The sequence below is a fragment of the Martinezella lusitana genome (assembly GCF_016901135.1).
Lineage (GTDB): Bacteria > Pseudomonadota > Alphaproteobacteria > Rhizobiales > Rhizobiaceae > Rhizobium > Rhizobium lusitanum_D.
Map to the genome: position 1 here is coordinate 212,229 of NZ_JAFEVL010000045.1, position 25,965 is coordinate 238,193.

At 60.6% G+C, this 25,965-nt stretch carries 23 protein-coding genes; 13 read left to right on the plus strand and 10 right to left on the minus strand.

The annotated features are described in order from the left end of the window. The first annotated feature begins 108 nt into the window (after positions 1 to 108). Together JTP94_RS16860 and JTP94_RS16865 are read left to right on the plus strand one after the other, a co-directional pair. Positions 109 to 1,305 carry an MFS transporter gene (locus JTP94_RS16860; protein ID WP_204851633.1) on the plus strand — a complete coding sequence of 399 codons (1,197 nt, stop codon included), beginning with the start codon at positions 109 to 111 and terminating at the stop codon, positions 1,303 to 1,305. 482 nt (positions 1,306 to 1,787) lie between these two features. After that, entirely contained in the window at positions 1,788 to 4,814 is a 3,027-nt protein-coding gene (locus tag JTP94_RS16865) for a glycoside hydrolase family 38 C-terminal domain-containing protein (protein WP_204851634.1), read from the plus strand. Between the two features lie 38 nt (positions 4,815 to 4,852). Here the strand turns inward: JTP94_RS16865 and JTP94_RS16870 are convergent, their stop codons facing one another. Both JTP94_RS16870 and alr read right to left on the minus strand, forming a co-directional pair. Then, positions 4,853 to 6,103, minus strand: coding sequence for a D-amino acid dehydrogenase (locus tag JTP94_RS16870; RefSeq protein ID WP_204851635.1), 1,251 nt, complete (start codon positions 6,101 to 6,103; stop codon positions 4,853 to 4,855). 31 nt (positions 6,104 to 6,134) lie between these two features. Then, a complete protein-coding gene (gene alr / locus JTP94_RS16875) occupies positions 6,135 to 7,268 on the minus strand; it encodes an alanine racemase (RefSeq protein ID WP_204851636.1) in 1,134 nt (377 codons plus the stop codon). Between the two features lie 125 nt (positions 7,269 to 7,393). Here alr and JTP94_RS16880 point away from each other — a divergent pair, with 125 nt between their 5' ends. Next, entirely contained in the window at positions 7,394 to 7,858 is a 465-nt protein-coding gene (locus JTP94_RS16880; protein ID WP_204851637.1) for an Lrp/AsnC family transcriptional regulator, read from the plus strand. A gap of 33 nt (positions 7,859 to 7,891) precedes the next feature. Here JTP94_RS16880 and JTP94_RS16885 read toward each other — a convergent pair whose 3' ends face one another. Both JTP94_RS16885 and JTP94_RS16890 read right to left on the minus strand, forming a co-directional pair. Further along, positions 7,892 to 9,682: a PAS domain-containing sensor histidine kinase gene (locus JTP94_RS16885; RefSeq protein ID WP_204852306.1), complete on the minus strand. Its 1,791-nt coding sequence runs from the start codon at positions 9,680 to 9,682 to the stop codon at positions 7,892 to 7,894. Between the two features lie 324 nt (positions 9,683 to 10,006). After that, the gene (locus tag JTP94_RS16890) at positions 10,007 to 10,891 is read right to left on the minus strand and encodes a LysR substrate-binding domain-containing protein (RefSeq protein ID WP_204851638.1); all 885 of its coding nucleotides are present in this window, start codon (positions 10,889 to 10,891) and stop codon (positions 10,007 to 10,009) included. Between the two features lie 245 nt (positions 10,892 to 11,136). Here JTP94_RS16890 and JTP94_RS16895 point away from each other — a divergent pair, with 245 nt between their 5' ends. Next, the gene (locus JTP94_RS16895) at positions 11,137 to 12,456 is read left to right on the plus strand and encodes an MFS transporter (RefSeq protein WP_204852307.1); all 1,320 of its coding nucleotides are present in this window, start codon (positions 11,137 to 11,139) and stop codon (positions 12,454 to 12,456) included. An 86-nt stretch (positions 12,457 to 12,542) separates the two neighbouring features. Here JTP94_RS16895 and ctlX read toward each other — a convergent pair whose 3' ends face one another. After that, entirely contained in the window at positions 12,543 to 13,472 is a 930-nt protein-coding gene (ctlX, locus tag JTP94_RS16900) for a citrulline utilization hydrolase CtlX (protein WP_246755023.1), read from the minus strand. A gap of 10 nt (positions 13,473 to 13,482) precedes the next feature. After that, positions 13,483 to 14,532: an ornithine cyclodeaminase gene (locus tag JTP94_RS16905; RefSeq protein ID WP_204851639.1), complete on the minus strand. Its 1,050-nt coding sequence runs from the start codon at positions 14,530 to 14,532 to the stop codon at positions 13,483 to 13,485. 142 nt (positions 14,533 to 14,674) lie between these two features. Here JTP94_RS16905 and JTP94_RS16910 point away from each other — a divergent pair, with 142 nt between their 5' ends. Next, on the plus strand, positions 14,675 to 15,112 hold the full coding sequence (locus JTP94_RS16910) for an Lrp/AsnC family transcriptional regulator (RefSeq protein WP_034506329.1): 438 nt from the start codon (positions 14,675 to 14,677) through the stop codon (positions 15,110 to 15,112). A gap of 57 nt (positions 15,113 to 15,169) precedes the next feature. Here the strand turns inward: JTP94_RS16910 and JTP94_RS16915 are convergent, their stop codons facing one another. Beyond that, a complete protein-coding gene (locus JTP94_RS16915; RefSeq protein WP_034506330.1) occupies positions 15,170 to 15,427 on the minus strand; it encodes a hypothetical protein in 258 nt (85 codons plus the stop codon). Positions 15,428 to 15,712: 285 nt separating this feature from the next. Between JTP94_RS16915 and JTP94_RS16920 the strand changes: the two genes are divergently transcribed. Beyond that, positions 15,713 to 16,045, plus strand: a complete 333-nt coding sequence (locus JTP94_RS16920; RefSeq protein ID WP_204851640.1) for a VanZ family protein — start codon at positions 15,713 to 15,715, stop codon at positions 16,043 to 16,045. A gap of 36 nt (positions 16,046 to 16,081) precedes the next feature. On the opposite strand, the gene hutC is transcribed toward JTP94_RS16920, so the two are convergent. Beyond that, the gene (hutC, locus tag JTP94_RS16925) at positions 16,082 to 16,837 is read right to left on the minus strand and encodes a histidine utilization repressor (RefSeq protein ID WP_204851641.1); all 756 of its coding nucleotides are present in this window, start codon (positions 16,835 to 16,837) and stop codon (positions 16,082 to 16,084) included. Positions 16,838 to 17,031: 194 nt separating this feature from the next. Between hutC and JTP94_RS16930 the strand changes: the two genes are divergently transcribed. The 6 genes from JTP94_RS16930 to solA all read left to right on the plus strand — a co-directional run bounded on the left by JTP94_RS16930 (position 17,032) and on the right by solA (position 22,867). Further along, positions 17,032 to 17,871: a transporter substrate-binding domain-containing protein gene (locus JTP94_RS16930; RefSeq protein ID WP_204851642.1), complete on the plus strand. Its 840-nt coding sequence runs from the start codon at positions 17,032 to 17,034 to the stop codon at positions 17,869 to 17,871. A gap of 102 nt (positions 17,872 to 17,973) precedes the next feature. After that, the gene (locus JTP94_RS16935; protein WP_204851643.1) at positions 17,974 to 18,699 is read left to right on the plus strand and encodes an ABC transporter permease; all 726 of its coding nucleotides are present in this window, start codon (positions 17,974 to 17,976) and stop codon (positions 18,697 to 18,699) included. A gap of 10 nt (positions 18,700 to 18,709) precedes the next feature. After that, a complete protein-coding gene (locus JTP94_RS16940) occupies positions 18,710 to 19,414 on the plus strand; it encodes an ABC transporter permease (protein WP_204851644.1) in 705 nt (234 codons plus the stop codon). 24 nt (positions 19,415 to 19,438) lie between these two features. Continuing rightward, a complete protein-coding gene (locus JTP94_RS16945) occupies positions 19,439 to 20,215 on the plus strand; it encodes an ABC transporter ATP-binding protein (RefSeq protein WP_204851645.1) in 777 nt (258 codons plus the stop codon). Continuing rightward, positions 20,212 to 21,717, plus strand: coding sequence for a histidine ammonia-lyase (gene hutH / locus JTP94_RS16950; RefSeq protein WP_204851646.1), 1,506 nt, complete (start codon positions 20,212 to 20,214; stop codon positions 21,715 to 21,717). The genes JTP94_RS16945 and hutH overlap by 4 nt, the downstream gene beginning before the upstream one ends. 1 nt (position 21,718) lies before the next feature. Beyond that, on the plus strand, positions 21,719 to 22,867 hold the full coding sequence (gene solA, locus JTP94_RS16955; protein ID WP_204851647.1) for an N-methyl-L-tryptophan oxidase: 1,149 nt from the start codon (positions 21,719 to 21,721) through the stop codon (positions 22,865 to 22,867). A gap of 18 nt (positions 22,868 to 22,885) precedes the next feature. Here the strand turns inward: solA and JTP94_RS16960 are convergent, their stop codons facing one another. Both JTP94_RS16960 and JTP94_RS16965 read right to left on the minus strand, forming a co-directional pair. Further along, on the minus strand, positions 22,886 to 23,380 hold the full coding sequence (locus tag JTP94_RS16960; protein WP_204851648.1) for a cytochrome b: 495 nt from the start codon (positions 23,378 to 23,380) through the stop codon (positions 22,886 to 22,888). A 133-nt stretch (positions 23,381 to 23,513) separates the two neighbouring features. Continuing rightward, positions 23,514 to 24,929, minus strand: a complete 1,416-nt coding sequence (locus JTP94_RS16965; RefSeq protein ID WP_204851649.1) for an aldehyde dehydrogenase family protein — start codon at positions 24,927 to 24,929, stop codon at positions 23,514 to 23,516. Positions 24,930 to 25,023: 94 nt separating this feature from the next. On the opposite strand from JTP94_RS16965, the gene JTP94_RS16970 reads away from it, so the two are divergent. After that, the gene (locus JTP94_RS16970; RefSeq protein WP_204851650.1) at positions 25,024 to 25,938 is read left to right on the plus strand and encodes a LysR family transcriptional regulator; all 915 of its coding nucleotides are present in this window, start codon (positions 25,024 to 25,026) and stop codon (positions 25,936 to 25,938) included. Positions 25,939 to 25,965 lie beyond the last annotated feature (27 nt).

Genomic DNA, 25,965 nt, shown 5'->3' on the forward strand with positions numbered 1-25,965 from the left:
CGCGAAACTATTGGACCAAAACACGAAAGAAGGTCACCCGCAAGCCGTGTAAAAGGCGGATCAAATAACATGGTCGGCAAGGAGTCGCCGGCGCAGGAAGGAATCCCAATGGTTGCGGCATTTTCGGGTGCGCAAGCCCGATTTGAAAAGACGACGATCTCGATCGTAGTGGCGGTCAGCACCTGCCACCTGTTGAACGACATCATGCAATCGCTACTGACATCGCTCTATCCGATGTTCCGAGAGAATTATGCGCTCGATTTCGTTCAGATCGGGCTGTTGACGATGATGTTCCAGATCACCGCATCGTTGCTGCAGCCGGTGGTCGGCATCGTCACCGATAAATGGCCGATGCCCTATTCGCTGCCGGTCGGAATGGTCAGCACATTTTCGGGTCTTTTGCTGCTCGGCTATGCCGGAAGCTTCGGCATGCTGCTGGTTGCCGCCAGCCTCATCGGCTTCGGCTCGGCTGTCTTCCATCCGGAAGCTTCACGCGTTGCGCGTCTGGCCTCCGGCGGCCGTCATGGCCTGGCCCAGTCGCTGTTCCAGCTCGGCGGCAATGCCGGCTCGGCGATCGGCCCGCTGATTGCAGCCTTCTTCGTTCTTCAGCATGGCCAGAAGAGCGTCGCCTGGCTTTCGGTGCTGGCCGTCATCGGCTTCATCGTGCTCAGCTGGGTCGGCACCTGGTATGTCAATCACCGCCGCCAGCACGCCGCGCGTCCCGCACCCAGCCGCACCTTGCCGATCGCGCGCAACAAGGCGATGTGGGCGCTTGCGATCCTGATCCTGCTGACGGCGACGAAGAACGTCTATATGGCGAGCATATCGAGCTACTTCACCTTCTATGTCATCGACAAGTTCCATCTCGATGTTCGTGATGCGCAGCTGATGCTGTTTCTGTTCCTGGGCTCGGTTGCTGCCGGAACGATCATGGGTGGCCCGGTCGGCGACCGTCTCGGCGCGCGCTTCGTCATCTGGTTCTCGATCCTTGGTGTCATTCCTTTTGCGCTGATGATGCCATACGCAAACCTGTTCTGGACCTGTGTCCTGACCGTCATCATCGGCCTGGTGCTGGCCTCGGCCTTCCCGGCGATCGTCGTCTTCGCTCAGGAGCTGATCCCCGGCCGCGTCGGGCTGATCGGCGGCATCTTCTTCGGCTTCGCCTTTGGAGCGGGCGGACTTGGCGCAGCGGCCCTCGGTGATTTCGCCGACTCGCATGGCATCCCCTTCGTCTTTACGCTCTGCTCCTATCTGCCGTTGCTTGGCCTGTTCACGATCTTCCTGCCGCGAATACCGAGGCATTGATGCTAGACGGCAGGGCATCGTGCCCTGCGCTCTCCATGGAAATGCGCCATTCTCGTTATGGCGGCATATTTGGCCGGCCGGATGATTGGGGAAGCCCGGTTGCCGGCCGAAATCGTGACAGCTTGGTCGTGTCTCGTTTACGATTTTATTCCCTGCTGCGGCAATTTCGTCGCATGCGGTGGATTTTTGTCTTTTGGCGCTGGCAATCCGACGCACCTTCATCTTAAGTTACACTAGTTTCATGCCGGAGGGGGCTGTTGAATGCGCGCTGAAATCGAAGTCAGCCTGGGAGGAGATATGGCCGGCGATACCATCGCTTCCAATCGCGAAGGGGTGAAGAACCCATGCCTGCCTCGCGTCTCGTTACCTTGACGGCTCGATCCAGCGTTTTGGGGGTTAACCCCTGCCGCTATCACCCTATTTTTCACTGAACTGCGCCGCACATCCGGCCAGCGTCGACTTCAAACCATGTAGGACATGCCATGCATCTTACCACCGCCCAGCGTTTGGATCGCCTCAAGGTACGTACGGCAGAGCTCAGCCATTGGCGTGAACGCGCTACGCTCGCCATCGAGAATTGGAGCTTCGACGGCGAAAAGATTGCCATCGGTCAGGCCTGGCCGCATCGCAAAGGGGTGGTGCATTTCGCGGCGCAGGCCAGCGTGCCTGCCGGCTGGCCATTGGACGAGACGCGCCTGCAGCTCGATCTCGGCGGGGAGAGCCTGATCACACTGGACTTCGGGGAGGGGGAGGAGGAACGCTTCGGCCTTGATCCCTACCACCAGGAATTTCCGCTGAAGGGCCGCAATCTCGCGATTTCAACCGATAGCGTTGCCCGCTTCCCCTTTGGCGAGCCGAACCGGCAACCGAAACTGAACCGTGCACAGCTCGCCTGGCTGGATATGCCGGTGCATCGGCTGCATCTTCTGCTGCGACAGATCGCCGAAGCCGTCGGCGCGCTCGGCGAGCACGAGGCTGTGCCGCACATTTTGGATGCAGCCGAAGCGGCGCTCCGCAGCCTCGATTGGCCGTCTGCGACCGAGCCCTATATCTCGCGCACGGCCAATGCCGAGTGGCAACGGAAAATCTGGGAATTGCCGGAGCTTGTCGAGAACCCGGCAGCTCTCTCCGACCATGAGCGCGAAAGCGTGGCGGAAGCCCATGAGCAGTTGCTCGCTCGCCTCCGCAACCTCCAGCAGCGCTACCCGCAAAACGGCGAATTGCTGTTGACCGGCCATGCCCATATCGATCTTGCCTGGCTCTGGCCCTATGATGAGACGCGCCGCAAGATGCGCCGTACCTTCCACACGGCTCTGTCGCTGATGGAGCGCTCGCCGGATTTCCGCTTCAACCAGTCGACCGCGCAATACTACGCCCAGATCGAGGCTGATGATCCCGACCTGTTTGCCCGGATCAAGGAGAGGGTTGCCGACGGTTCCTGGGAGGTGATCGGCGGCATGTGGGTCGAGCCGGATACGAACATGCCGACGGGCGAGAGCCTGGTGCGCCAAATCCTCTACGGCCAGCGTTATTTCGAGAAGACCTTCGGCGCGCGCCACACGATATGCTGGCTGCCGGATTGCTTCGGCTTTTCCGGCGCTCTCCCGCAATTGCTGCGCCAGGGCGGCATCGAAAGCTTCTTCACCATCAAGGTCAATTGGAGCGAAACCAACAGGTTCCCCTACGATCTCTTCTGGTGGGAAGGCCTGGATGGCAGCCGTGTGTTGACCCATGTCTTCAACAACCCGATGGAAGGCTATAACGGCTTCGTGCAGGCGGATTGCTTCCTGCCGACCTGGAAGAATTTTCGCGCCAAGACGCTGCATGACACGTCACTGCTGGCGGTCGGTTATGGCGACGGCGGTGGCGGCGTGACGCCGGAGATGGTGGAGCGCGAGGAGCAGTTGCGCGCATTCCCGGCGATCCCGAAGGCGCGTTGGGGCAAGGTGGGGGATTTCTTCACCAGCGCTCATTTGACCGCCAGCGAAAAACGCCTCCCTACGTGGTCCGGCGAAATATATCTCGAGCTGCATCGTGCCACGCTGACGAGCCAGAGCGGGGTGAAACGGCTGCATCGCAGGGCCGAACGCGCCTTGATCACGGCCGAGACCTTGGCGTCCATTGCCCATATGGCCGGGGCGGCGGCGCCAGTGAGCCTGGAAGCCGACTGGCGCCTGACGCTGAAGAACGAATTCCACGACATCCTGCCGGGATCGAGCATCCGCGAAGTCTATCAGGATGCGGAGCGGGAGCTTTCCGAGGTCATCGACCATGCCAAGACGGTTCAGCGGCAAGCCATGGAAGCGCTTGGCTCTATCTTGCGGAAGGGCGATGTCGCGAATGCCGTCGTCGTCGTCAATCCCTCTCTCGATCGCCGGTCGTTCAGTGCCGTGCTTGCCGATGGAACGAGTCTTTCGACGGGCGACAGCATCGAGCCGCTGTCAGCCCGCGTGTTCGACCGTGCCGCATTGAAGCCGGCAACAGGGCTACGGGCAACGGCGGATCGTCTGGAGAACGCGCATCTTGCCGTTGTCATCGGAGCCGATGGCGCTGTCCAAAGCCTCATTCATAAGGCGAGTGGGCGCGAGGCGCTGGCGGAACCGGCCAACCAGCTCTGGGTCTATCCCGTCGACAAGCCGCGCAACTGGGATGCCTGGGACATCGATGCCGACTATGACGAGGTCGGCATTCGTCTCGAGAAGCCGGAAAGCATCGAGCTTGTAGAGGAAGGGCCACACCGGGCTTCGATCAAGGTCGTGCATCGCTATCGCGATTCCCGCGTCGAGCAGCATTATGTTTTGACCGCCAATTCGCGAAGGCTCGATATCGAAACCAGCATCGACTGGCACGACCGTCGCGCGCTGTTGCGGTCGCTGAGCCCCGTTGCGATTCGCTCGCGCACAGCGACCTTCGAATGCGCCTATGGCGTTGTCAGCCGCTCGACGCATACTAATACCAGCTGGGATGCGGCAATGTTCGAGGCGGCCGCGCATCGTTTTATCGACATGAGCGAGCCCGACTTCGGTGTCGCCCTGCTCAACGATGCGAAATACGGCCATAGCGCCCGCGACAATGTGCTTGGCATCAGCCTGGTGCGCGGGCCGATCTATCCGGATCCGCTGGCGGATGAAGGCGAGCAGCGTTTCACCTATGCGCTCATGCCCCATGCCGGCGAGTGGCATAGCGGCGGGGTGCGCGAGGAAGCCGAAGATCTGAACCAGCCGTTGATTGTCGCGACTGCCTCGAACCTGGCCGAGACGTCATTCGTCGCGCTAGATGTAGGGGGCACGCCGGTTGCGCTTTCGGCCGTCAAGCCGGCGGAAGACGGTGATGGACTTGTGCTGCGCGTCTATGAGCCGGCCGGTCGTCGGGGTGGCTTGACTATCACGGCAGCGAACGGCTGGCGGATAGGCGAAGCCGTCACGCTGATGGAAGAGCCGCAAGCACGCGCTGCCGGCCCCGATATCCTGCCCTTCGAGGTCAGGAGCTGGAGGGTGAGGCGCGGATGATCAGGCGATAGCCACCAACTGCAGCACAGGGGCTTGGATCAGGCGTACCGGCTGATGGCAAGGTCCGTCGCGTCGATATCCGGCTTGCGGCCGCTGACCAGGTCGCTGATGACGCGCGCCGAGCCGGAGCTCATGGTCCATCCGAGCGTGCCGTGCCCGGTGTTGAGGAACAGCCCCTTGATCTTCGTCGGTCCGATCACCGGTGTCCCGTCCGGTGTCATCGGCCGCAGGCCCGACCAGAAGGATGCCTTGGCGACATCGCCGCCGGGGAAGAGATCGGTGACGGAATGTTCGAGCGTCTGTCGGCGGGGAAGGCCGAGATCATTGGTGTAGCCGGAGATCTCAGCCATGCCGCCGACGCGGATGCGGTCGCCGAGGCGGGTGATGGCGATCTTGTAGGTCTCGTCCATCACGGTCGATTCCGGCGCGCGCGACGCGTCGGTGATCGGGATCGTCAGGGAGTAGCCCTTGACCGGATAGACCGGAAGCTTGATGCCGAGGGGCTTGAGCAGCAGCGGCGAATAGCTGCCGAGCGCGACGACAATGGCATCGGCGTCCAGGCGTCCACCTTCGATAACGACGCCGCGTGCCTGGCCGCCCTGGATGTCGAGCCCCTTGATCGAAGTGCCATATTGAAAGCGCACGCCGAGTTCCACCGCCTTGGCGGCGAGCGCATTGGTGAACTTGAAGCAATCGCCGGTCTCGTCCTTCGGCGTCAGCAGACCGCCGACGATCTTGTCGCGGACCTGCCGCAGCGCCGGCTCGACACGGATGCAGCCGTCGCGATCGAGAACTTCATATGGCACGCCGTCGGCCGCCAGAGCCTTGACGTCCTTGCCGGATGCATCGAGCTGTTGCTGCGTGCGGAAGAGCTGCAGCGTGCCCTGCATGCGCTCGTCATAGGCGATACCAGTCTCTTCGCGAACCGCGGCCAGCGAGATGCGGCTGTAGTCGGCAAGGCGCAGCATCCGGCTCTTGTTGATCGCATAGCGTTCCGACGTGCAGTTCGACAGCATCTTCACGAGCCATGACAGCATGGCGGCATCGACCTTCGGGCGCAGGATAAGCGGCGCGTGGTGCATGAACAGCCACTTGATCGCCTTCATGGGGATGCCGGGTGCGGCCCAGGGCGAGCAATAGCCGAAGGAGACCTCGCCGGCATTGGCAAAGCTCGTCTCCAGCGCCGGCCCCTGCTGCCGGTCGACGACCGTGACCTCATGGCCCGCCTTGGCGAGCTGATAGGCGGATGTAACGCCGACGATGCCGGCACCCAGAACGACGACTTTCATGATGTCCCCAGTGAATTGAGCGGTAAGGAGGTCAGACGTATTGGCGATGGAAGCGATGGCCGAGACTGGTCAGGATCTCGTAGGAAATCAAGCCGGCATCCCGCGCAAGATCCTCTAAAGTCTGATGATCCCCCAACACTTCCACCAGGCTTCCGAAGGAGAGCGCATCTTCCGGCAGGGCACTGATGTCGATTGTCGTGCTGTCCATCGAAACCCGGCCGACGATCGGCAGCCGCACGCCGCCACAGTAGGCTGCGCCCCGGTCGCTGAGGCTGCGCGGAAGGCCATCGGCATAGCCGGCGGAAATCGTTGCGAGCCGGGTCTGAGCCCTCGTCACATGCACGCCGCCATAGCCGACGCGTGCGCCGGTCGGGACTGTTCGTGTCTGCACCACGGCGACAGCGAGCCGGACGACCGGTTCCATCGGATTGGCCACGCCGCCGGTCGGAGCGCCACCGTAAAGGGCGATGCCCGGCCGCGCGAGCACACCGTGAAAATCGCCGCCAAGGAAGATGCCGCCGGAGTTCGCGAACGAGATGTCATGGCCGGGGAATGCCTCGGCAACGCGACGCATCTGCGCAAGCTGATCTGTATTCTGCTCGCTGTCGGTATCGTCTGCGGAGGCAAGGTGGCTCATGATGAACAGAATATCGATGTCGCTGCATGTCTCTAGGTGGGCCGCAACGGCGCTTCTGTCTTCCATGGGTATGCCGAGCCGCGACATGCCGGTGTCGAACTGCAGGACGGCCGGAAGCTTGCGGCGCAAGGAGCGTGCAGCCTCGGTCCATTGCCGCAGCTGATCGAGCGAATTGATGACGGGAATGATGCCGCTTTCGACGCAAGCGATCTCGTTATTCGGCAACAGACCATTCAGCACGAGGATCGATGCATCGCGCGGCAATTGCGGACGCAGCCGCTGCGCCTCGATGAAATGGGCAACGAAGAAATGGCGGCAGCCGCGCCGATAAAGTGCCTTGGAGACCTGGTTCGCGCCAAGCCCATAGGCATCGGCCTTGACGACAGCCGCCGTTCGCGCTGGCGCGACGACGGAGGACAGCTTGTCATAATTCCTGCACAGGGCCTTGAGGTCGATCGTGAGGTAACCGCAAGCTGCGCTGTCGATCGCCAGTTTTGGCGCCCCGGAATCCAATATGCCGCTATCCATGTCCGCCCTCGTTTTTCCGAGTTGAGATTATTGATATGATCGTGAAATTGCCTATCAAACAGTGATTGATTATTGTGTAGTTAGATTCATATTGAAACGATCATCGAATTTTTGAAAGAATCCACATGGCAGCGCTTGATGCGATCGATCGCAATATTCTTCGCTTGCTGCGCCTCAATGCCCGCCTCAGCAATGCAAGGCTGGCAAGTGAGGTAGGGCTTTCACCGTCCGCCTGTCTGCGGCGTATCAGATTGATGGAACAGGCGGGCGTGATCCGCGGCTATACGGCGCTCGTGGATACCTCTCAGGCCGAAACGGCGATTGCCGTCATCATCAACATCACGCTCGAACGGCAGACGGAGGATCATCTCGACCGTTTCGAGGCGGCGGTGCGCAAGCATCCGGAGATCCGGGAATGCTTTCTGATGACGGGGGGCTCCGATTATCTCCTGCGCGTGGAGGTTGCCAATCCCGGCGACTTCGAGCGTATCCATAAGGATATTCTCTCGACATTGCCGGGGGTGCTGAGAATCCATTCGAGCTTCTCGATCCGCAACGTGCTTGCGACGCGACCGAAAGGTCTGCGTTAAGCGGGCAGCACCAACCCGGTATGAGAGATTGCCTTAATCTCGAGCCTGATCCCAGCCGACGCCGGCGGCGGCACGAACCTCGCAGATCAGTCCGCTCGGTTCATAACTGACTTGAACCTCGCCATTCAATTCGGCCGCCAGAAGACTTTCGATCAGCCGGGAGCCGAAGCCCTTGCGCGTGGGTGGTTCGACGGTTGGTCCTCCCGCTTCCTGCCAGCGTAGTCTGAGGCGATCGGACCCATCACCCTCCAGTGACCACACGATAGCCACGCGGCCATCCGGTACGGAGAGCGCTCCGTATTTGGCGGCGTTCGTCGCCAGCTCATGCAGTGCAAGCGATATGGAAACGACTGCCCGCGGCGCGAGCTGCATCATTGGGCCGTGGATTTCGAACTTTTCCTTCGGATATGGAGAGAGAGCCTGTCGCACGACTGCGGTCAGTTCGGCTTGTTCCCAATTGCCGTGGATCAGCAGATCATGGGCTCTCGCCATGGAGGTCAACCGCGCGTCGAACGTCTCCACGGACGCTCTGTCGACATCGCCGCGTCCCAATGTCTGGCGCGCTATGGCCATGACTGTCGCCAGCACATTCTTGACGCGATGATTGAGCTCGCCGACAAGAACAGTCTGCAGGCGCTCTGCTTCCTTCTTGGCGCTGATATCGTGGGCGATTTTCGAGGCCCCGACGATCCGGCCATAGGTGTCGTAGATCGGCGAGACGCTCAGCAGCACATCGACGAGCTGGCCATTCTTGCATCGCCGCTTGGTCTCGTACGGTTCAACTTTCTGCCCGGCGCGGATTTGCGCGAGAATCGCCGGCTCCTCTTCGCGTCGATCGTCGGGGACGAGCATCATCACCGATCCGCCGATCGCTTCTTCGGCCGAATGGCCATAGAGCCTTTCTGCACCGAGGTTCCAGCTTGTGATCATCATGTTGAGATCGGTGCTGAGGATCGCATCGTCCGAGGAGGCGATGATGGCGGCCAGGCGTCGCTCGACCTCCTGTGCCCGCTTGCGCTCGCTGATATCGATGACGACGCTCACAGCGCGCCGGATCCTGCCGGCAGAACTATCGCGCACGCCGGAAGCTGAGTTTGTCACCCAGACGAGACTGCCGTCCTTGCGGACGTAACGCTGCTCGATCTCAAAGCTTTCGCCGGTCGCCAACACCGTTTCAAACAGCCGTGTGGTGTCGCGTTGATCGTCCGAATAGGTGATGTCCTGCATCCGCATGTCGAGAAGTTCGCTTTCCGAGTAACCGACTATCTCGCAAAAGCGCCTATTGACGAGGGAGAAGCAGCCATCGAGGTCATATTGGGCAATCCCGGTCGCCGATTGGGAAATGATTGCGCTAACCCGCTCCTCGCTCTCCCGTAATATCTCCTCGGAGCGCAGGCGTTTCGTCGTTTCGTTGACGATGCAAAAGACGCCTTGCACCTTGCCTTTGCTGTCGCGGACAGGCGAGTAGGAGATGTCGAAATAGGCCGTCTCCGGATAACCGTGGCGCTCGATATAGAAGGGCCTATCCTTGGCGACGATTGTCTTGCCGTCTTCCAGCACAGCGCGCAGAAGCGGCTCGAGGTCGCTCCACATTTCAGCCCAGCTTTCTCGTGCCGGGCGGCCCAGCGCCTGTGGATGCTTGTCGCCTATGGTCGGTGCATAGGCATCATTGTAGAGCGCGACAAAATCCTCGCCCCAGAACATGACGATCTCGGCTTGGGCGGGGAGCATGATATCGACAGCCGATACCAGGCAATGCGGCCAAGCCGACCTCGGGCCCAGACTGGTCTTCTCCCAGTCGAAGCCAAAAATACGCGCTGCCATCTCGCCGGTATTGCCTGCAAGTTCGGGCACGATATTCAGGGTGCTATCCTCTCTCTTGAGCGATGACAATTTTACTACAGACCGTCCGATCTCACTCATGTTCTCCGGGCGGGATTCATAGCATACTCTTTGTGACGAAGTGCAGCGTTAAAATTTGCTAATTTCTGTGCGTTTTAAGCAGCATAGACTGATTTTTCTGAGTATATTCGGCGTCCGCGCCAGTATCGCATGTGCCTGCACGCGCCGTCGAATTTCTTTGACCTGGTTACTACTATCGGAGTGCACCTTTCGATAGCGGCATGGACGCTTCCCGGCCGGATTTCTTCAGGTGTCGGGTCTTGCGCGCATTTCAGCCGTCAGCCATTTTTCCAGTGCCAGCGCGTCCGGCCGGCCTGCGAGGTGCGGCGCGATCCAGAGCACCATGCGTCGCGGTCCGGGTAGGAAGCCGAACGGCGCCACCAGTCGCCCCGAGGCCAGTTGATCGAGCACCAGCATCTGCGGGACGACCGCGATACCGAGCCCGCAGGCCGCGGCCTGTATCAACAGGTAGAAGTGGTCGAAAGCCGAATGGTTGGGGAGATCCAGTTCCGTCTTCTCCGCGGCGGCCTGCCAATCGCGCCATGCCTCCGGCCGGGTCCGTGTCGACAGGATCGTGGCGCCCTCGATATCCTTGGGGCAATGGATGCCCGCCCGGCTCAAATATTCCGGCGAGCAGACCGGGCCGATCGCTTCGCCGCCGAGCTCCCGGATGATTGCGTCCTTCGGCGGCTCGATGACGCTGGAGCGGATTGCAAGGCCGATCTTGTCCCGGACGAAGTCGATCTGGTCGTAGTTCATGTTGAACTGCAGAGCGATCTGCGGATGGCGCTCATGGAACTGGCCGATGCGCGGAATGATCCATCCCATCATGATCGACGATGAACAGGATAGCGTCAGCGGGCTTGGCCGGATACGCTCGACACTTGCCTGCATCAGGCCGAAGGCGCTTGCAAGTCCCTCGGCCAGCCGCGATCCTTCCGGCGTCGGCTCCGTCGAGTGCGCCCTGCGGGTGACGAGAATGACGCCCAATGTCTCCTCAAGGCCGCGAATGTGGCGGCTGATCGCGCCATGGGTCACACACAGCTCGTCGGCGGCAAGCGTCATCGAGCGGTGCCGGGCGGCCGCTTCAAACGCCTTGAGCGCGTTCAATGATGGAAGAGGGCCACTCATCTTTGTATTTGTATCCCTACTGATCAGTGATGTGATTTTTTCTCACATGATGGAGAGATTAAATCGTTTGCCTGCTACTTGTCCATCCCGTTAGAGATCGAGGCCATTGGAAGGCGCATGCGGTCAGAGGCAGTTCCTGGAGGGGAAGTCGGAGTTTCCATTCTGTCAACGACGCAGACGGATCGCCGCGCCGGAAATATTCTAGAACGGGGGGAGGATTTATAGTGCAGCCCGGTATTCAGGAAATGTCACAGGTCGAGCGCTCGGCCATCGCCAAGGTATCGAAGCGGCTGGTGCCCTTCATCGCCTTGATGTTCTTCATCAACTTCCTTGATCGCACCGCGATCTCCTTTGCCGGCCCGAACGGCATGACGACCGATCTCGCCTTGACGGCAGCACAATTCGGCTTTGCGGCCGGCATCTTCTTCTTCGGCTATATCGTGCTTGAAATCCCGAGCAATCTGGCGCTGCACAAATATGGCGCGCGCCGGTGGCTGGCCCGCATCATGGTCAGCTGGGGCATTGTCGCGCTGCTGTTCACCTGGGTATCGAGCGCGACAGAGCTTTACGTTCTGCGCTTCCTGCTCGGTGTTGCCGAGGCCGGCTTCTTTCCCGGAGCCATCCTGTTTCTGAGCATGTGGGTGCCGGCGAGGCATCGCAGCAAGATCCTGGCGTTGTTTTACCTTGCCCAGCCGTTGACGACGGTTATCGGCGCTCCCTTTGCCGCCATGCTGATCCAGATGCATGGCGTCTTCGGCCTCGAGGGCTGGCGCGTCATGTTCTTTGGTGTCGCGGTCCCGGCCATTATCATCGGCATCGTCACATGGTTTTATCTCGCCGACAGGCCGAATGATGCCAAGTGGCTGACGCAGGCCGAGAAGGATTGGCTGAACCGCGAACTTGCCGGCGAAGAAAAGGCCAAGGTCGCGGCGCATGGCAAGATGACGGGTCTGGCGTTGACGGATGGCCGGGTATGGCTGCTGTCGGTCATCTATTTCGGTCTGATCTACGGGCTCTATGCGCTGGCCTTCTTCCTGCCGACGATCATCGGCGGTTTCGAGACGAAGTTCGGCACGAAGTTCGACGTCTTCGACAAGGGCCTGATCACGGCGATCCCCTATCTGCCGGCTGCCATCGTGCTGTTTTTCTGGAGCCGCGATGCATCGAAGCGCGGCGTCAGGCCGTGGCACATCGGCATCCCGGCCCTGGTGGGAGCGTTCAGCATTCCCGCGGCTCTCTACATGGGTTCGCCGGAGGCGACGATCGCGATGATTACGCTGACGGCCTGCGCGATTTTCGCGGCTCTGCCGAACTTCTGGGCCATTCCGTCGCGTTTTCTGGCGGGACCGGCTGCGGCAGCCGGCATTGCTCTCATCAACACGATCGGCAACATTGCCGGGTTTGCGGCACCCTATGTGACCGGCCTCATCAAGGATGCGACCGGCGTCTATGAGTTGCCCATGTTCATCGTGGGTGGTCTGATGTTCTTGTCCGCTCTGCTGGCCTTCTCGTTGAGCGGCAGGGTGCGTGAGCCGGAACTCGCGGTTTCCAGCAGCAAGGGCTGAAGCGGTCCGAAACGGAGGACGAGCTAACGCAATGGCGGTCGCAAACGCGGCTGCCATTGCCGTTTTACCGGCGGATCTCTATGGCTTCAGTTCCTCGGCGTGAGATGGACGCCCGCAAGCGTGCATCGCACCGAGCCTCCGGCGCGCTCGATTGTGGGGATATCGAGGGCGACAATCCTGGCATTGGCCTCGATCACCGTGCGCTGATCATCGCCGAGCGCGGCCAGCGCCGTCGTCGAAAGCGCCAGAATTCGGCTCTCCTTACCCTGTAGCTCGATGGCATTGCCGGCGAAATTGGCAATCTGCGCGTTGGTCAAGTGCACAATGTCGCGGCCGGAGCGCTGTAGCCGCGCGACGACTTCGTCACGCCGTCTTGCATCCGTGATCATGCCGGTCCCGATCATGGCAAAACCTGTCGCCACGCACATCAGCACATTGGTATGATAGATCGGCACGCCGTCTGCATCATGGGCGTCGAACACCATCGGCTCGAAATTGAAATGCGTGCAGAAGCGTTCGAGCGCGATCGGATCCGTCCGGTCCGAACGCGCGGCATAGGCGACGCGATCGATATGGTCGAGCACCATTGCGCCGGTCCCTTCGAGGAAGATCCCGTCCGGCTCGAGCCCGGAATAATCGATGACGTCCTGGACGCGGTAGCGTTCCTTCAACATCTCGATCACGTCGCCCCGCCGTTCGCGACGCCGGCTTGGCGCCTTCATAGGGTAGATCGCGATATGGCCGCCGGCATGGGTGGAGAACCAGTTGTTGGGAAAGACCGAGTCCGGCGTCTCGGTGCCACCGTCTTCGAACAGGTGGACCGTCACTCCATGGTGATCGATCGTCTCGGCGGCACGTGTGATCTCGTCGAAAGCCCTGGATGCCAGGTCATCGCCCGCATCGGTCGAAAGCTGGAAGCGATTGTCGGCCGCAGTCTCGGTGTTGACCGTGAAATGATGCGGGCGGACCATGACGACGGCAGAGGGCGCCTGCGCGGAATAGGCGGAATGCGGCATCGGCCTTTCCTCAACCGGCGCGCTGCAGCATGCCGAACAGGTCGCGCGGATCGTCCGGATCAGCGATGATGTCCAGTTTCTGGAAATAGTCTGTCCCCACCAGCTTCTCGCGGACGTAGCGCAGGGCGGAGAAGTCCTCGATGGCGAAGCCGACACTGTCGAACAGGGTGATCTGCGCCTCGCTGCGGCGCCCTTGTGCCCGGCCGCTCACCACTTGCCACAGTTCCGTGACCGGATAATCCGGATCCATCTGCTGGATCTCTCCCTCGATGCGGGTCTGTGGCGGATATTCGACGAAGGTGTCGGCGCGCAGCAGGATGTCGCGATGAAGCTCTGTCTTGCCGGGGCAGTCGCCGCCAATCGCGTTGATGTGGACGCCGGCGCCGACCATGTTGTCGGTTAGGATCGTGGCGAACTGCTTGTCGGCCGTACAGGTCGTAATGATGTCAGCCCCTTCGATGGCTGCCTGCGCCGATGTGCACGGAACCAATCGCAAGCCCATGTTGGCGAGATTGCGCATGGTCTTTTCCGTCGCCTTCGGATCGATGTCATAGAGGCGGACTTCTTCGATCCCGAGAACCGCCTTCATCGCCAATGCCTGGAATTCGGCTTGCGCGCCGTTGCCGATCAGCGCCAGGCTGCGGGCTCCGGCTGGCGCGAGATGGCGTGCGGCCATTGCCGAGGTAGCGGCGGTGCGCAGCGCGGTCAGCAGCGTCATCTCAGTGAGCAGCACAGGGTAGCCGGTCGACACTTCCGCCAGCAGGCCGAAGGCGGTCACGGTCTGCAGCCCCTGCGCCATGTTCTTCGGGTGCCCGTTGACATATTTGAAGCTGTAGACAGCGCCATCCGAGGTCGGCATCAGCTCGATGACCCCGTCAAGGGAATGGGAGGCGACCCGTGGCGTCTTGTCGAAAAGGTCCCAGCGACGAAAATCCGCCTCGACGGCCTCGGTCAGCCCGATCAGCATGGTTTCGATGCCGACATGATGCACGAGCCGCATCATGTTTTCGACGCTGACGAAGGGAATGAAGGCTTTTTCCGACGGAAGCAGTGCGGGCATTCTGGTGTCCTCGATCAGATTATTCCCAACAGGGTAACAAGCAGGCCGATTGACTGAAATCGCAAAACTGTGCCAGTTCTGGTATGTTGTTGTACAAATTGTATAGCACTTACTGTGAAAATGACAGAGTCCGGATTTTGCAATGGCCTTTGCCAAATATATTCCCGATGATCTCGATCGGCGCATCATCGCTCATCTGCGCGCGGACGGTCGTGCTTCGCTCTCCAAGTTGTCGGATGCTTTAGGCGTCGCTCGCGGCACGGTGCAGAACCGGTTGGATCGGCTGATCGAAACCGGCACGCTTTTGGGCTTCACCATTCGGGTGCGGGAGGACTATGACGAGCAGACGGTGCACGCCGTTATGATGATCGAAGTGGTGGGAAAATCGACGACACAGGTCATACGCAAGCTGCGCGGTCTGCCCGAGATCTATTCGCTTCACACGACGAACGGCAATTGGGATCTCGTCGCCAATATTAGAGCAACCAGCCTGTCGGATTTCGACCGTGTCTTGCGCGAGGTGCGCATGATCGATGGCGTTGCAAACAGCGAAACCAGTCTGCTGCTCAGCAGCCTTTGAGGATTGCATCCTTACCCAGGCCGCCGATCGCAACGGCCTGGCATGCGTTCGCCCGGCTTACGGGCGGCGGGCGCGGAGTACGCGCTTCCAGATCGTGCCGCCCAGATATCGGTTGAACACGATGAAATAGGCGACGATGAGGACGAAGAGCAGGAGGGCCGGCGCACCGCTGAGCTTAAAGCCGTCATCCGTCTTGCCGCCGAAGATCGATGCAATGATATAGCCGAAAACAAAAAAGGCGGTCAGGAAGTCAAAGATAGCGGCAAGTACGATGCGCCACGTGGCCGGTTGCTTCATGGCTTCTGTGTCAGGCATTATCGGATTTCCTCGTGTCTGTGAAAAATGTCGGCTAGAGCGTGTGGACAATCACCGACCCGCGCATGAATCTTCGTTTGCAGGAGCGCTTTGTCAATCACGGAGGAGGCTGAACGTCGTAGATACGGAGCCGGTTTCAGTAACCATTATTGGGGTCTTTTCGGCGGGCGTCAGCCGCCTGAGGGGCATCATTCAAATGAGCTGAATAGCGACCCATTGCCCGCGGCGCCACGTGGCTTGAAAACGCGTTGCTTGTTGTTATGATTTCGCATGGAACTTACTCTGTTGGCCTATGCTCTTGCCTGGATCGTCCTCGGTCTGGTCGCGTTCACGACGGTCATCCCGGCGGGGCAGAAGCATCCGTTCATGGCGATGGCAAATATCGACAGCGTGATCCCGTTTGGCCTGCTGGGGCTTCTGTTCGTCATGGCTTACCCGGAGGATCGCCGGGTCGTTGCGCTGTTATGCATAGTGGCCGCAGCGGCCAGCGAGTCGCTGGCATTGGTCCTGCCCCAACGGCATATACGAATTGAGCGTGCGCTCCTGAAAGTGCTTGCTACGGTTTCGGGCCTGCTTGTGGGCGCATTGCTCGTGCAGTTCACGCGTATGGCTTCGTAGCGTCGCCGCAGAGAACTACCGACCTTCCATATACAACTAGCGCTCTGAAGCCTTGCCGTTATAGCTCTCCAGTCGGTAGCGATTTCCGGGATAAACGAGGCGCGCCATGGAGACCACGCCGCGCGCGGACCATGTCCGCCGTCTGATCGTCAGGCAGGGCTCGGTCTTCAGGATCGTCAGCAGTTTGCATTCCCAGGCCTGCGGCATGACCGCTTCGACCACATGTTCCGAGCCGCTGAGCGGGGCGACATCCGAAAGATAGGCATTCGGTGTCATGCTCGTAAAGTCCTGCTGTAGGTAGTCAGGTGCGGCGTCAGGATGGACATGGCGGTCCTCGATCTGCACGGGCACGCCATTCTCGCTGTGAACGATCAGCGAATGGAAAACGGGAGATCCGATAGCCAGCCCCAATGCGTCGGCAACATCAGGTGATGCCGCCTCTTGGGCCAGCACGATCACGGTTGCCTCATGGGAATGGCCGCGTTCGGCGATTTCCTCGGCGATGTTGCGCACCTCGAACAGAGCTGATGCGCCCTTGCGTTCGGCAACGAAGGAGCCGACGCCCTGAATGCGGACCAGCTCGCCCTCATTGGCGAGTTCGCGCAGCGCGCGATTGGCCGTCATCTTGCTGACGCCTAATTCGGTGACCAGCTCGTTTTCGGAGGGAACGCGATATTTGGGTGGCCACTCGCCGCTGTGGATGCGATCGAGTATCATCTGCTTGACCCCGGCATAGAGAGGCGATGCGTCGTTTTCCGCCAGTTCGCGTTTCATCTCGCCGGAATACTTCATTGCCTATTCCCTTTGCACGGACTGAATCTGCCTCGAAAACAACTTTCCCACTTGCATATCATAAATTATCTCATATGGTACCCTATACAACCTCGCAATCAATCCTAAAAATTAAATAGGAGAGGCGAGCAAGCCGGCGCAGATCGGTAGGAAGTGCCGCAAGGCCTGTTTCAACCTCAGAGGAGCTCTACACTATGAAATTCAGTGCAATACTCTTGTCTGGCGCCGTGGCTGCCGCCGCTTTCGTTGCGCCGGCTGTCGCCAAGGACTGGAAGGCGGCGACGATCACTCTGGAAGGTGCTTATGCGCCCTGGAATATGACGAACGCCGACGGGTCGCTCGGCGGCTTCGAGCCGGAACTCGCCAAGGTCCTGTGCGAGCGCGCCAAGATCGACTGCAAACTCGTCGCCTCCGATTGGGATGGCATGATCCCGGCGCTGAATGCCGGCAAGTTCGACGTCATCATGGATGCACTGTCGATCACCGACGAGCGCAAGCAGGTCATCGGCTTCACGGTTCCCTATGCTGCAACGCCCGCCGCTTTCGCGACCGCCAAGGACGGCCCGCTTGCCAATGCTGCAGGCACCGGCACCACCATCAAGATGACACCCGGCCAGACCGGCGTCAAAGAAATCGATGCGTTGAAGGCAGTCTTCAAGGGCAAGACCATCGGCATCCAGGCGGCAACGGTTTATGCCAAGTTCGTCTATGACAACTTCGGCTCGATCGCCACGATCCGTGAATACAAGACCGGCGCCGACCGCGATCTCGATCTGCAGAACGGCCGTATCGATCTCGGTTTCGACGATGCGGTCTATTTCAGCAATGCCTTTGCCAGCGCAAACGACACGCTGGCCTTTACCGGCCCGGAAGTCGCTGGCTCTATCTGGGGCGAGGGCGAAGGTCTCGGCATCCGTCAGGCCGATACCGATCTGCGCGACAAGTTCAATGAAGCGATCAAGTCCGCACTTGCCGACGGCACCATCAAGACCCTGTCCATGAAATGGTTCAAGGTCGACGTCAGCCCGGAATAATCAGAGCGACCTTCGGGTCGCTGCCATCGGTCTCCGGCTTTGCGGCTGGAGACCGTATGATATCCTGACGCCTGAAACTGCCACGGACGGGGAATGGACGCTATGGCAAGCTTGCAATTGCTGGGCTTCGGCTCGAACGGATGGGGCGCGCTGCTGCTCGTTGCTACTTTGATGACGCTTGCCGTCACGGCGACGGCGCTGGCGATCGGGGCGGTATTGGGCGCGATCGTCGCGTCCGCAAAGCTTTCCGGCAATCTGCTCTTCAAAACGCTCGGCAATGTCTACACGACAGTCTTTCGCGGCGTGCCGGAACTGCTGATCATCTATCTCATCTATTTCGGCGGCTCCTCAGCGGTCACCTCGGTCGGCAAATGGCTCGGCTATGAGGGCTTTCTAGGCCTGCCGTCCTTTGCCGCGGGCGCGCTTGCCGTCGGCATCATTTCCGGAGCCTATCAGGCCGAGGTTTTCCGCGGCGCCTATCTTGCCATTTCCAAGGGTGAGCTGGAGGCAGCATCGGCGATCGGCATGCATGGCGGCCTGCGCCTGCGCCGCATCATCATCCCACAGGTCGTCCGCTTCGCCATTCCCGGTCTCGGCAATGTCTGGCAGCTCAGCCTCAAGGATTCCGCCTTGATCTCCGTTACCGGCCTTGCCGAGCTGATGCGCACCAGCCAGGTCGCCGCCGGCTCCACCCGCCAGTATTTCCTCTTTTTCATCGCCGGCGGCGCTCTCTACCTGATCCTGACCAGCCTGTCGGATCGCGTCTTCAACAAGGCGGAACGACGCGCCAATCGCAGCATGCCGGCTGCGACCATCGGCCAGGCTTGAGGAGCGGCACATGGATTTCACCTTCCTCTCGAGCACGATGATTACCCTCTTGCAGGCAGTGCCGATGACGCTGCTGTTGTTCTCTCTGTCGATCGTGTCAGGCGGTGTTCTGGCGCTCGTCATCGTCGCCATGCGTGTGAGCGGCAATCCGATCCTGTCGAGGTTTGCCAAGGGCTATATCTTCGTCTTCCGCGGCTCGCCGTTGCTGATCCAGATGTTCCTTGTGTTTTATGGGTTGGCACAGTTTTCCTTCATCCGTTATTCGTTTCTCTGGCCCTTCCTGCGCGAGCCCGTGGTCTGCGCGATCCTTTCGCTCGCACTGTGCACGGCCGGCTATACGGCCGAGATCTTTCGCGGCGGCATCCGGGCCGTTTCGCCGAAGGAGATCGAGGCGGCGCGCTCGATCGGCATGTCTCGCCTCCTGCTCGTGCGCCGCATCATCGCGCCGATCGCCTTCCGGCATGCTCTGCCGGCCTATTCGACCGAAATCGTCCTGATGATGAAGTCGACCGCACTCGCCAGCCTGGTTACCGTCTGGGAGGTGACAGGTGTTGCGCAACGGCTGATCTCGCACACCTATCGCACGATGGAAGTCTTTCTCTGCGCGGCGATCATTTACCTCGTGCTGAATTTCATCATTCTGCAGGGCATGTCCCTGCTGGAATATTCGCTGTCCCGCCATCGCCGCGCCATTCCGCCGGCGTTGAAGGCTTAAAGACTTCATTGGAGCAGGCAAATCATGCCAGATGTCACCCGACTTTCAGTTCGCAACATCCGCAAGAGCTTCGGCACCCATGAAGTTTTGCGCGGCATATCTCTCGATGCTAAGGATGGCGACGTCATTTCTTTGCTCGGCGCTTCCGGCTCGGGCAAGTCGACTTTCCTTCGCTGCATCAACCTGCTTGAGATCGCCACCGATGGCGAGATCTGGGTGGATGGCGAGCAGATCCGCATGATCCACAAGAACGGATACAGCCGCCCGGCAAGCCATAAGCAGGTGGATCACATCCGCTCCGAGCTCGGCATGGTTTTCCAGAGCTTCAATCTCTGGTCCCACATGACGATCCTGCAGAATGTGATCGAGGGGCCGATTCACGTCTTGAAGCGCCCGCGCGCCGAGTGCATCGCCGAAGCCGAGGCGCTTCTCGAGAAAGTCGGCATCGTCGACAAGCGCCATGCCTATCCTGCGCATCTATCCGGTGGTCAGCAGCAGCGCGCGGCGATTGCCCGCGCCCTTGCCATGAAGCCCAAGGTCATGCTGTTCGACGAGCCGACTTCGGCGCTCGATCCCGAACTTGTCGGCGAAGTGCTGCGCGTCATGCGCGCGCTTGCCGAAGAGGGCATGACCATGCTGGTCGTTACCCATGAGATGAGCTTTGCCCGCAACGTCTCCAACCGCGTCGTCTTCATGAAGGAGGGGCTCGTCGAAAGCAGCGGCACGCCGGACGAGATGTTCGGTGGCGGTGCGTCGCCAGCCTTCCGCCAGTTCATCGGCCATTTCGGAAGCGGACAATGACTGTCACCATCGACAAGCCTTTGCGTTGGCGTGATGTCGCGCGCGTCGGCGTCGGCGAACCGCTGTCCCTATCCGACGCGGCCTGGAAGCGAGTCGAGCAGGCCAGCCGCATCGTCGAGCGCATCGTCGAGACGGGCGTGCGCGCCTATGGCGTCAATACCGGTGTTGGCGCTCTGTCCGACACCGTCGTCGATCGCGCCTCGCAGAGCCGGCTTTCACGCAACATCATCATGAGCCATGCCTGCGGCGTTGGCCCCCTTCTGCCGGCCCGCGAGGTGCGCTCCATCATCGCGGCGCAGATCGCCAATTTTGCGCATGGCCATTCCGGCGTGCGGCCCGAGATCGTAAGTCATCTTGCGGCATTTCTCGAGCGGGACTGCATTCCCGAAGTCCCCTCCAAAGGCTCTGCCGGCTATCTGACCCACAATGCCCATAACGCCCTCGTGCTGATTGGCGAGGGACGGGCAGTCGTGAAGGGGAAGTCCATGACCGGAGCGCAGGCGCTTGCCGCGATCGGTCTGAGCCCATTGGTGCTTGGCGCCAAGGAAGGGCTGAGCCTCGTCAATGGCTCGGCCTGCGCCACGGGATTGTCGGCGCTTGCCGTTTACCGCGCAGAGCGCCTGCTTGATTGGGCCGATGCGATCGCCGCATTGACGCTGGAGGCGGCCGGCTGCCAGATCGCCGCTTTCGATGAGGCGGTGCTGGCACTTCGCCCGTCGGTGGGTATTGCCAAGGTCGGCCGCAGACTGCGCAGCCGCTTGCATGGCAGCGGCCTTGTCGCCGCCGCCCTCGGGCGGCGAACGCAGGATGCCTTGAGCTTGAGAGCCGTTCCGCATGCGCATGGTGCGGCCTGGGATGTCTTCGAACAGACTGCACGCATTGTCGATCAGGAACTGGCTTCGGTTACGGACAATCCGGCTGTTTCGGGCACGCCGGAGCAACCCGTCGTCTCCTCCGAGGCGCATGCCGTCGCGCCTGCCCTCGGTCAGGCGGCCGATGGCCTGGCGATCGCGATCGCGCAGATTGCCGCCATGAGCGAGCGGCGGATGGACCGTCTCGTCAATCCGCTGGTCAGCGGCCTGCCGCCGTTCCTCGCAAGCGATGCCGGCAGCCATTCCGGCTTTATGATCGCCCAGTACACGGCTGCTGCTCTCAGCAACGACAACCGGCGGCTGGCCTCTCCCGCATCGCTCGACGGCGGCCTCACCTCCGGTCAACAGGAGGATTTTCTGGCGCATCCGACGGCTGCTGCCGGCAAGCTGCTCACCATCCTCGACAATGCCGAATATATCCTGGCGATCGAACTCATGGCGGCGGCGCAGGCGCAAGATTTCCTTGTTTCCCAGGGTGCAAGAGCGCCGGGGACGGATCGCCTTTACGCTGCAGTTCGCTCGCATGTTGCCCTTTATGATGACGATCGTCCGCTGAATGCCGATATCGAGGCGTTGCGGAACATGATCGTTCAAGCCGCGCCGCCTGCTGAAAGTGAAATTGGAGCATAGAATGTCCGTGGAATTCGACGTCGCCGTCATCGGTCTCGGTGCGATGGGGAGCGCGGCATTGTCGTCTGCCGCTGCGCGTGGCGCAAAGGCGATCGGCATAGAAGCGCATTTTCCGGCGCATGCGCTCAGCTCCTCGCATGGCGACAGCCGGCTGATCCGCCTCGGCTACTTCGAGGACCCGTCCTACGTTCCCTTGCTGCAGCGCGCCTATCAGAACTGGCGGTCGCTCGAGGCACGGTTGCGCGCCGAAATATTGACTGTTACCGGCGTCCTGCAGATCGGAGCACCCGAGAGCAAAATCGTCAGTGGCACGCGCGCCTCCTGCGAGATGCATGGACTGCCTCACGACGTGCTCGACAAGGGCGCCATGAAGCGTCGCTTTCCGGCATTCGAGCTCGAGGATGGTGAAGTCGGCCTGCTCGACCCGCAGGGCGGCTATGTCAGGCCCGAGGCTGCGATCATGGGCTATCTGAAGCTTGCTGCGGAGGATGGAGCGGCGCTGCATTTCGGCGAGCGGGTCGTTGCCATCGAGCCTGACGATGCAGGCGTGACCGTTGTTTCGACCACCGGGCGATATCGCGCGCGCAAGGTGATCGTCGCGACCGGTGCCTGGATTGCCGAACTCGTGCCGCAACTCAGGTCCCACGCCCAGCCGATCCGCCAGGTGGTCGCCTGGTATCAGCCCAAGGACGGCTTCGTCGCCGAGCCGCAGCGCATGCCCTGCTTTCTGCGTGACGAGGGCGCCAACGGTTCCTTCTTCGGTTTTCCGGCGATCGGCATCGATGGCGTTAAGGTCGGCCGCCATGCGCATTTCAGGGAGCCCATCGATCCCGAGGCACCAAATCCGGCTGTCAACGACACCGATACGGCGCTGCTCGACGGCTTCGTTGCCAAGCGTCTGCCGGATGCGGCATCATTTCGGGTGCGGGCGACGACCTGCCGCTACACCATGCTGCCGAGCGAAGACTTTCTCATCGATACCGTGCCGGGGCAGCCGAACGTGGTGGTTTCCTCGGCCTGCTCCGGTCACGGCTTCAAGTTTACGAGCGTTGTCGGCGAGATTCTTGCCGATCTGGCGCTTCAGGGCGCAAGCGCATTGCCGACGGCTCTGTTCTCCTTCGAGAAGCATTTTGGCGCCCGCACGATATAGGCCGCCATCCGGAGGGTTCTAGCCGATCGTCATCCGTCGCAGGACGTCCGATCTGAAATAGAAGTGCTGAACGAGCGCGCCGAATATGTGTAGGACGACGACGATCCAAAGCAACATCTTGATAGGGCCGCCGTGGACGAAGCCTGCTGTGTCCACGCCGAGATAGTAAGCTGCAATCCCCGACAACGGCATCGCGAAGATCAGCACATAGAGCAAAACATGCGTTACGCGCGCGATGTGATGCAGGAATGCCGGCTGACCGTTCGGCTTTTCGGGAGCATCGGAGGAGAAGCGGACAGCCAGCCGAATGATCGCCAGAAGCAGGATCGCGATGCCGACATAGGCGTGAATATTGGCGCCGGCGATATCGTCAGGCGAAGGCGTCTGGCCGTTGTGGACCAAGTGACGCCATTTATTCATGCCGTCGGGAAATAGCAGATTGAAAAAAATGAGCAGGGCGACAAGCCAATGGAGCAGGCGCTGCGGGACGGAATAAGCGGATCTGGCAGGCATCAGGTTCCCTTAGATTGGAATTACTCTAAAACTAGAGCATGATTCTAACAAGAACCTGAACGCGATCTGCCTGATCCGCTATTGCCATCCGCGACGCCCGCATTGGCATCAACTCAACTCAACTCAACTCAACTCAACTCAACACGGCACGAGGTTCGAGAAACGATTCCAGGCCGTACGAGCCGAATTCGCGGCCCATGCCGGATTGCTTGAAGCCGCCAAAGGGTGCGAGCGGCTCATGCGGTGCACCGTTGATGACGACCCGGCCGGCCTCGATCTGGCCCGCCACCCGTTTTGCCCGGGCGACATCAGAAGAGAAGACATAGGCCTGCAGGCCATAATCCGTATCGTTTGCAATCTCGATTGCATGGGTTTCGTCACGATAGGGGATTACGCACAGCACAGGCCCGAAGATCTCTTCGCGCGCGATTCTCATGCCGTTGTGGACCTCGGAGAAGATCGTCGGCCGAATGAACCAGCCGTGATCGAGTCCTTCGGGTCGACCTTCTCCGCCGGCAATCAGCTGTGCGCCTTCTTCCTGGCCAAGACGGATATAGGACTGGACACGGTCCCATTGCTTTTGGCTGACCATTGGTCCGATGTTGACTGAGGGATCGCTCGCATCCCCGACCTTGAGCGTCGAAACCACGGCAGCCAGCCGCTTGTGGATTTCGTCGAGGCGGCTTTCGGGGGCAAGAATGCGCGTGCCGGCGATGCAGGCCTGGCCGCTATTGGCAAAGCCTGCCGCCAACACCTGCGGAATGACGAGATCGAGATCGGCATCGTCCAGAATGACGTTTGGGCTCTTGCCGCCGAGCTCGAGCGTCACGCGCTTCAGGGTCGCCGACGCGGCCTGCAGGATCGCCCGCCCGGTGACCGTCGAGCCGGTGAAGCTGATTTTGGCGATATCGCGATGAGCACTGAGAGCGGCACCGGCCACATGGCCATAGCCGTTGACGATGTTGAATACACCATTCGGCAGCCCGGCATCATCAAGGCATTCGGTGATGAGTTGCGTCTGGATCGCGCTCATTTCCGATGGCTTGATGACCATGGTGGCGCCGGCCGCGATGGCGGTGGCAAGCTTGCTGCAGATGAAGCCGTAATTGCTGTTCCATGGCGTAATGGCGGCGGCAACGCCGGCAGGCCGCATCTCCACTTCGGCATGGCCGATCCGGCGTCGAAACTCATAGTCTTTGAGCGTCTCGGCCATATGGAGAAAGGCCGTGCCGGCATGCGGCACCGAAAAGCCGATGAAGGCGGCCGGCGCGCCATATTCCTCGCGCATGGCGTCCGCGAGGTCCGAGGCACGTGCCGAGACGGCCTCATGCAGGCTATGCAGCATCGCAACGCGTTCGGCCTTGGAGCTTTGCGACAGACCCTGGAATGCAGCCTTGGCGGCGCTGACGGCACGGTCGACATCCTGTTCGTCGCCGAGACGCACGGTGCCGATCTGCTCTTCGGTGGCTGGGTTGAAAAGAGGGGCTAACTCCGTGCCATGGGGCTGAACGAAGCTGCCGTTGATGTAGATGGTGTCTATCGTGCGCATGAGCGTCTCCTTCATCTTCACGATAGAGGTAGGATGCGCTATTTGATCGGTCTAGCAGGACAAAGGCGAACAGGCTGATAAGGAAAATCGCGCAATGAAGGCAAGTCTGGCTGAGCTTGAGGCGATTGCAGCTGTTGCACGACATGGCGGTTTTCGCGCAGCCGCACGCGAGCTCGGCATGTCCTCGTCGGCGCTCAGCCATGCCGTTGCGGCGCTGGAGGAGCGCCTGTCCGTGCGGATTTTCAACAGGACGACACGCAGCGTGACCCTGTCGGATGCCGGCGAGCGCTTCATTGCGGATATAGCGCCGGCCCTCGCTGCGATCGACACGGCCATAGAGAATGCTGGCATCTCTTCCGCAACAGTATCCGGCACCCTTCGGCTCAACATGGCGCCAGGCGCGGCGCGCATGCTGCTGGTTCCCCTCATCCTCGAGTATGGGCGGCGCTATCCGGATGTGGAGGTCGAAATCGTTACCGAAAATGCTTTGGTCGACGTCATCGGAAAGGGTTTCGATGCAGGCATTCGCCTCGCCGAGGCCGTTCCGACGGATATGGTCGCGATACCGATCGTTTCGAGGCTACGCTCGCTTGTCGTCGGCTCGCCCGGCTATTTCAGCGACCGACCGCGCCCCCTCGTGCCCGGTGATCTCATGCAGCATCGCTGCATTCGCGCTCGAATGGCGAGCGGCCGGCTTTATCGTTGGGAATTCGAACGGCGTGGGCAAGCCATATTGATCGATGCGCCGGGAAGCCTCACCCTCGATGCGTCCGACCTGATGTTGAGTGCTGCGCTCGAAGGGGCGGGGCTCGCCTATATCAGCGAAGCATCCATTGCCGATCATATTGCGGCAGGCAATCTGATCTCGGTACTGGAGGATTGGAGCCCGCCCTATCCGGGTCTCAGCCTCTATTTCGCTCAGCGGCGCCAGATGCCGGCGAGGCTTCGGGCATTGATCGATCTCATCCGTGAGCGGAATCTCTCTCGTGGGTCGCGGTTGGAAGATTAAATTTCAGACATATATCTCGATATATCT